This window comes from Actinophytocola sp. (assembly GCF_045807065.1).
Taxonomy (GTDB): Bacteria; Actinomycetota; Actinomycetes; order Mycobacteriales; family Pseudonocardiaceae; genus Actinophytocola.
On record NZ_JBJMIE010000461.1, the window covers coordinates 1 to 8,286 of the forward strand.

Genomic DNA, 8,286 nt, shown 5'->3' on the forward strand with positions numbered 1-8,286 from the left:
GGCAGGCGTCCAGCAGCGCCGGGTGCAGGCAGTACCGGGCGGCGTCGGTGCGCAGCGTCGCCGGCTCGGCGGGCAGTGCGACCTCCGCGTACAGCGCGCCCTCCGGGGTCCGCCACGCCCGGCGCAGGCCGCGGAACGCCGGGCCGTACTCGAAGCCGCCGTCGGCGAGCGCCGAGTACAGGTCGGTGAGGTCCGCCTCGACCGCGCCGGGCGGCGGCCACGCGCCGCCGAGGTCGACCGGGTCGCCGGCGGCTCTCGTCAGCAGGCCGCTGGCGTGGCGGGTCCACGGCTCGTCGAAGGCGGCGCCGTTGGGTCGGGAGTGGACGGTCACCGGTCGGCGGCCGCGGTCGTCCGGCGCGCCGACGGCCACCTGGATGGCGACGTCGCCGCGGTCGGGCAGCACCAGGGGCGCCTCGATGGTCAGGTCGTCGACCACCGGCGTGCCGACCTCCTCGCCGGCCCGCAGCGCCAGCTCGACGAAACCCGTGCCGGGCAACAGGACGGTGCCGGCCACGGCGTGCCCGGCCAGCCACAGCTGGGCACCCCGGGTCAGCGATCCGGTCAGCACCAACCCGTCGGCGTCGGCGAGCGGCACGGCGGCGGCCAGCAGCGGGTGGCCGGTGGCGCCGATGCCGGCGGCCGTCACGTCGCCGGCACCGGACGGCACGTCCAGCCAGTACCGGTCGCGCTGGAAGGCGTAGGTCGGCAGGTCGACCACGCGGCCACGCAGGCCGAAGTCGACGTCGACGCCCCGCACGTACAGCTCGGCCGCGTTGAGCAGGAACCGGCGCGGGCCGCCGTCGCCGCGGCGCAGTGAGCCGACCAGCACCGCCGGGGTCGACGCGGTGTCGACGAGGTCGGCGATGGCGGGGGCGAGCACGGGGTGCGGACTCGACTCGACGAACACCCGGAAGCCCTCGTCGAGCAACGCGGTGACGCCGGCCTCGAGGTGCACGGTCGAGCGCAGGTTGCGGTACCAGTACTGGGCGTCGGTGGGCACGTCCAGCCAGCGGGAGTCCACCGTGGAGTAGAACGGGATGCTCGGCGTGCGCGGCGTGATCCCGGCCAGCGCGGTCAGGATGGCCGACCGGATCCGCTCCACGTGCGCCGAGTGGGAGGCGTAGTCGACCGGGATCCGCTTGGCTCGCACGCCTTCTTCCGTGAGTGCGGCGACCAGGTCGGCGATGCCGGCCGCGTCCCCCGAGACGACGGTGGCGGCGGGACCGTTGACCGCCGCGATCGACACCCCGGCCGCCAGCCTGCCGGCCAGCGCGTCGGCGGGCAGGCCGATCGACGCCATGCCACCGATGCCCGTGATCTCCCTGATGGCCTGGCTGCGCAACGCGACGACCTTCGCCGCGTCCGCCAGCGACAGCGCACCGGACACGGCGGCGGCGGCGATCTCGCCCTGGGAGTGCCCGATCACCGCGGCCGGGCTGACGCCGTAGGACTGCCACAACGCGGCGAGCGACACGTAGACCGCCCACAGCACCGGCTGCACGACGTCCACGCGCTGGAGTGCGGCGTCGTCGGTGAGCGCGTCGTACGGCGACCAGTCGACGTAGGGCGACAATGCTTCGGCGCACTCGGCGAACCGCGCGGCGAACACCGGCGCGGTGTCCAGCAGCTCGACCGCCATGCCGACCCACTGCGCGCCCTGGCCGGGGAACACGAACACCGTCGCACCGGCCACGTCCGCCACTCCGGTGACGGGCGGCTCGGCGAGCCCGGCACGCACCTCGCCGACGTCGGCGGCGACCACCGCGGCCCGGTGCTCGAAGGCGGACCTCGTGTGCCGCAACGAGTACGCGAGGTCACCGAGGTCCGTGTCGTCGCGCACGACACCCGCGAGCACGGCGGCCTGCGCACGCACCGCCGCGGCCGTCCTGGCCGACAGCAGCACGGGAACCGGACCGTTCACCGGCTCACCCGGCTCGGCGGGCTCGGTCTCCGGCGCCTCCTCGATGATCAGGTGGGCGTTCGTGCCGGAGACGCCGAACGAGGACACGCCGGCCCGGCGCGGCCGCTCGGACCGCGGCCACGGTCGGGCCTGCGTGAGCAGCTCAACCGAGCCGGCGGACCAGTCCACGTGGGTCGTCGGCCGGTCGACGTGGAGTGTCCTCGGCAGCAGGTCGTGCCGCAGCGCGAGGACGACCTTCATGACGCTGGCCACGCCGGCCGCGCACTGGGTGTGCCCGATGTTGGACTTCAGCGAGCCGAGCAGCAGCGGGTCCTCCCGGTCCCGGCCGTAGGTGGCGATGAGCGCCTGCGCCTCGATCGGGTCGCCGAGCGTGGTGCCGGTGCCGTGCGCCTCCACGTAGTCGACGTCCACACCGGACAGTCCGGACGCGGCCAACGCGGCACGGATCACCCGCTGCTGCGACGGGCCGTTGGGTGCGGTCATCCCGTTGGACGCGCCGTCCTGGTTGGTCGAGCCGCCGCGGACCACGGCGAGCACCCGGTGGCCCCTGCGGTGAGCGTCCGACAGCCGCTCCACCAGCAGCATGCCGGCGCCCTCGCTCCACCCGGTGCCGTCCGCGGCGTCGGCGAACGCCTTGCACCGCCCGTCCGTGGACAACCCCTTCTGCTGGCTGAACAACACGAACATGCCGGGTGTCGACATGACCGTCACGCCGCCGGCCAACGCCATGTCGCACTCGCCGGAGCGCAGCGCGGACACCGCCATCTGCAGCGACACCAGGGAGGACGAGCAGGCGGTGTCCACGGAGACCGCCGGACCCTCCAGCCCGAAGGTGTAGGCGATGCGGCCGGAGGTGACGCTGGCCGTGGTGCCGGTGCCCAGGTAGAGGTCGACGCCCGGCGGCAGGTCGCTGACCGTCGCGCCGTAGAGCTGGGAGGTGGTGCCGACGAACACGCCGGTGCTGGTGCCCCGCAACGAAACGGGGTCGATGCCGGCGTGCTCGATGGCCTCCCAGGCGGTCTCCATGAGCAGCCGCTGCTGCGGGTCCATCGCCACGGCCTCGTTCGGCGAGATCCCGAAGAACGCCGGGTCGAACAGCGGCGCGTCGGTGAGGAACCCGCCGCTGGCCGTGTAGCTGGTGCCGGCACCGCCGTCCGGGTCGTAGACGGACTCGAGGTCCCAGCCGCGGTCGGCCGGGAAGTCGCCGACCGCGTCGACCTCGTTCACCAGCAGCTGCCACAGCCCCTCCGGGGTGGTGACACCGCCGGGGAACCGGCACGCCATGCCGACGATCGCGATCGGCTCGTTCTGCCTGTCCTGCAGGTCGCGCAGGCTCCGGCGGGCCGCCTGGGCGTCCGCGAGCGCCTTCTTCAGGTACTCGCGGAGCTGTGCTTCGTTCGCCATGGGATTCGCCCCTCCTCAGTTCAGTGCGTCGACCATGGCGAACAGCTCGTCGTCTGTTGCGTTGGTCATGTCGGTCTCGTCGGTCGCCTGGGACGGGATCACCAGCCCGGCCGCGTTCACCAGTGCCTCGGCCAGCTCCTGAAGTCGTGGCGTGGCGGCGACCTCGCCCCTGCCGAGCCGCCGCAGCAGTGCGCCGGCCAGCTCGTCCAGGTCCGCGCCGCCACGGCTTTCCGCGCGTGGCAACGTCTCCGACAGGTAGCCGGCCAGGGTGGCCGGGGTCGGGTAGTCGAACACCAGGGTCGCCGGCAGGGAGAGCCCGGTGGCGGTGCCCAGCCGGCCACGCAGCTCGACCGCGGTGAGCGAGTCGAACCCGAGGTCCCGGAACGGCTTCGCGGCGGGGATGGTCGCCGCCGAGCCGTGCCCGAGCACCGTGGCCACCTCGGTCCGCACCAGGTCGAGCAGTGCGGCGTCCCGATCGGCGTCGGGCAGCCCGGCCAGGCGGTCGGCGAGGTTCTCCCGCGCCGGCTTGGCACTGGTCCGGACCAGACCACGCAGCAGGTGCGGGGTGTCGTCGCGGAATGCCGCGAGGTCGAGCCGCATCGGTGCCAGCCGGGACCGCTCACCGCCCCAGGTGGCGTCGAACAACGCGAGCGCGAGGTCGGCGGCCAGCGGGCGCAGGCCGCCCTTGCCGCGGCCGGCCATGCCGTCCTCGGTCTCCCAGGCACCCCAGGCGAGAGAGACGGTGTGCGGCCGGGTCGCGGCCAGCGCGTCGAGGAACGCGTTGGCCGCGGCGTAGTTCGCCTGGCCGGGCGCGCCGAACGTGGCCGCCGCTGAGGAGAACAGCACCAGCGGGGTGCCGGGGTCGGTCAGCTCGGCCAGGTTGAGCGCGCCGTCCACCTTGGGTGCCAGCACGGTCGCCAGCCGGTCCTCGGTGAGGCCGGTGATGACACCGTCGTCGAGCACGCCGGCCGCGTGCACCACGGCGGAGACCGGGTGCGTGGCCAGCAGCTCGGCGAGCTGGGCCCGGTCGGTGACGTCGCAGGCGGCGACGGTGACCGCCGCACCCAGCTCGGCCAGCTCGGTCACCAGGTCGGGGGCGTGGCCGGTGCGGCTGGTGAGCACCAGGTCGGTCACGCCGTGCGCGATGACCAGGTGTCTGGCGACGAGCCGGCCGAGCGCGCCGGTGCCGCCGGTGACCAGCACCGAACTCGGTACCGGCCGGTCCGCCGGCTCGACCGCCGTGCGGGCGAGGCGGGGGGCGAGCAGCCGCCCGTCCCGGATCGCCGTGCGGGGTTCGCCGGTGGCCAGTGCGGCGCCGATGTCCTCGGGTCCGGCGTTCTGGTCGGCGTCGATGAGGACCAGGCGGTTCGGGTGTTCGGCGGACGCGGCGGCGACCAGCCCCCACACCGCGGCGTTGGTCAGGTCGGTGACGTCCGGGCCGGCGGCGCCGGTGGTGCGGATCGCCAGGGTGGTGCCGGCGTGCTCCGGCTCGGCCAGCCAGGACCGCACCAGCCGGCGGACCCGGTCGGTGGCCGCGTGCACGCCCGCCGCGTCGCCGGCCCCGCCGGCCAGCGACAGCACGGCGTACCTCGTGCCCGCGGGCACGCCGGCCAGCTCCTGGTGGTCCACGTAGGACACCGGAACCGGCGCGTCGATCGGCTGCCAGTCCACCGCGTACAGGGCGTCCGCGGTGGCCGCACCCGCCTCGCGGAGCGCGGCGGCGGAGACCGGGCGCATGATCAGCGACTCGACCGTGGCGACGGGGCTGCCCGCGCCGTCGGCGATGGTGAACGACACGCCGCCGCTGTCCGAGGTGGACAGCCGGGCACGCAGTGCGGCGGCGCCGCTGGCGTAGCGGGACACGCCGGTCCAGGAGAACGGCAACCGGCCCTGTCCCGCGGCCTCGCCGTCCGCCCACTCGACCCCGCCGGCCGCCATGGCCTGGAGCACCGCGTCCAGCAGGCCGGGGTGGATGCCGAAGTCGGCGGCCGGGGCACCCTCGGGCAGCGCGACCTCGGCATAGACATCGGCACCGGCGTCGGTGCTCGCCCGCCAGACCCGCTTCAGGCCGGCGAAGACCGGGCCGTAGTCGAAGCCGGTGGCCGTGGCCGTCTCGTAGAAGCCGGAGATGTCCAGCTCCTCGGCTGCCGGGGGCCAGCTGGTCAGGCCGGCCGGGACGGGTGCGTTCGCCGGCGCGAGGACGCCGGTCGCGTGCTGGGTCCAGTCGGCGTTCTGTCGCGAGTGGACGGTCAGGGTCCGCTCGCCCGCCGCGTTCGACGCGCCGACGAGCAGTTGAATGGTGACCTCGCCGGTGCGCGGCAGGATCAGCGGGGTGAGCTGGGTCAGCTCCGCGAGCCGGGGGCAGCCGGCCACGGCGCCGGCGTGCAGGGCCAGCTCGACGTACGCGGTGCCCGGCACCACGGCCAGCCCCGCCACGTCGTGCTCGGCGATCCACGCGTGGGTCGCGGAGGACAGCGTGCCGGTGAACAGCAGCTCGCCGGAGTCGGCCAGCTCCGCGACCGCGCCGAGCATCGGGTGCCCGGCGGCGGTCAGGCCGGCGCCGGCCACGTCCGCGCCACCGGTGCCGTTGACGCTGTCGGACAGCCAGTACCGGTCGCGGGCGAACGGGTAGGTCGGGACGGTGACACGGTTCCCGCCGCCGAAGAACGCCTGCCAGTCCACGGACGCGCCGCTCGCCCAGAGCGCGGCGAGCGCGGTGACCGCGGTGCGTGCCTGCGGCCGGTCGCGGCGCTGGGTGGCCACGGCGGTGACCGGCACGTCCGGCAGGCAGTCGCGGACCATCGCGGTCAGCACCCCGTCGGGCCCGATCTCCACGAACCGGGTGACGCCCGCCTCGTGCATGGCGGCCACCGTGTCGCGGAAGAACACGGTGTCCCGGACGTGGTCCACCCAGAACTCGACCGAGTCGACCTCGCCGCGCATGGGGATGGTCGGCGGCGCGAACGTCAGCGTGGCGACCACGGCGCGGAACTCGTCGAGCATCGCGTCCATCAGCGGCGAGTGGAACGCGTGCGAGACCGGCAGGCGCCTGGTGCGCTCGAAGTTCGCCGCGACGGCCAGGACCTCGGTCTCGTCGCCGGAGATCACGACGGAACGCGGGCCGTTGATCGCGGCGACGGACACCTGGTCGGTCAGCAGCGGACGGACCTCGTCCTCGGTGGCGACGAGGGAGACCATCGCGCCACCGGCCGGCAGCGCGGCCATCAGCGCGGCCCGCGCGGTGACCAGCTTCCCGGCGTCGGCCAGCGAGAACACACCGGCGTGGTGAGCGGCGGCGATCTCGCCGATCGAGTGCCCGCCGATCATGTCCGGCCGCACCCCCCAGGACTCGAACAACCGCAGGAGTGCCACCTCGACCGCGAACAGCGCGGGCTGGGTCCAGCGGGTGTCGTTCAGGTCCGCCGAGCCCTCGAAGACGACCTCCCGCAGGCCGGCCGGCAGCACGGCGAGTGCCTCGTCGAACGCCGCCGCGAACACCGGGTACGTCGCGTACAGCTCGGCACCCATGCCGACCCGCTGCGCCCCCTGGCCGGTGCAGACGAAGCCGGTCCTGCCCGGCGTGGCGGCGCCGCGCACGGTCAGGCCCAGTCCGTCGTCCGGGGTCGCGACGATGACGCCGCGGTGTTCGAACACCGCCCGGGTGGTGGCGAGCGTGTAGCCGGCGTCGGTGCGGTTGCCGTCGAACGTCGCGAGGCCGGCCGCCTGCCGGTCGACGGCCGCCGGCGTCTTGCCGGACAGCGGCAGCGCGACCACCGGCAGCTCCGGTGACCGCGTCGCGGCGACCGGCTCGACGCCCTCGATGATCACGTGGGCGTTGGTGCCCGAGATGCCGAAGGAGGAGATCCCGAACCGGCGCGGCCGGTCCGCGACCGGCCACGGGGTCGGCTCGGTGACCAGGTCGACCGCGCCGCTGGTCCAGTCCACGTGCGGGGTCGGCTCGGTGACGTGCAGGGTCGCGGGCACCACGCCCGCGCGCATGGCGGCGACCATCTTGATGATCCCGCCGACGCCGGCGGCGGCCTGCGCGTGCCCGATGTTGGACTTCAGCGAGCCGAGCAGCAGCGGGGTCTCGCGGTCCTGGCCGTAGGTGGCCAGCAACGCGTTCGCCTCGATCGGGTCGCCCAGCCTGGTGCCGGTGCCGTGCGCCTCGACCACGTCGACGTCCGAGGTGGACAGTCCGGCGTTGGCCAGCGCGGCGCGGATCACCCGCTCCTGCGACGGGCCGTTCGGGGCGGTGAGGCCGTTGGAGGCGCCGTCCGAGTTGATCGCGGAACCACGCAGCACGGCCAGGATCTCGTGCCCGTTCTGTTCGGCGACCGAGCGGCGGGTGACCAGCAGCAGGCCGACGCCCTCGGCGAAGCCGGTGCCGTCGGCGGACGCGTCGAACGCCTTGCACCGGCCGTCGCCGGCGAGGCCGCCCTGCCGGCCGAACTCGCTCCACAGCTCCGGGGTCGACATCACCGCGACGCCGCCGGCCAGCGCGAGGTCGCACTCACCGGCCCGCAGCGCGGCGGCCGCCAGGTGCAGCGCGACCAGCGACGACGAGCACGCGGTGTCCACGGTCAGCGCCGGGCCCTCGAACCCGAAGGTGTAGGACACGCGGCCGGCGAGCACCGACGCCGCGCTGCCGTTGCCGACGTAGCCGGCCAGCTCCTCCGGCACCGTGCGCAGCCGGGCCGCGTAGTCCTGGCCGCTGGTGCCGGCGAACATGCCGACCCGCCCGCCGCGCAACGAGGCCGGGTCGATGCCGGCGCGCTCGACGGTTTCCCAGGCCACCTCGAGCAGCAGCCGCTGCTGCGGGTCCATGGCCAGCGCCTCGCGCGGCGAGATGCCGAAGAAGGCCGGGTCGAACCCTTCGATCTGCTCCAGGAAGCCACCCCAGCGGGTGTTCATCTTGCCGGGCGTCTCAGGATCTGGGTCGAAGAAGACGTGATGGTCCC

General features: G+C 74.6%; 2 protein-coding genes. Both read right to left on the reverse strand.

All coding sequences use genetic code 11. The features are described 5' to 3' along the window. Window positions 1–3,295: type I polyketide synthase (locus ACJ73U_RS27035; protein ID WP_407780529.1), on the reverse strand; the 3,295-nt coding region annotated here is incomplete at its 3' end. Window positions 3,296–3,340: 45 nt separating this feature from the next. Beyond that, a partial coding sequence (locus ACJ73U_RS27040) for an SDR family NAD(P)-dependent oxidoreductase (protein ID WP_407780528.1) occupies window positions 3,341–8,286 on the reverse strand: 4,946 nt, incomplete at its 5' end.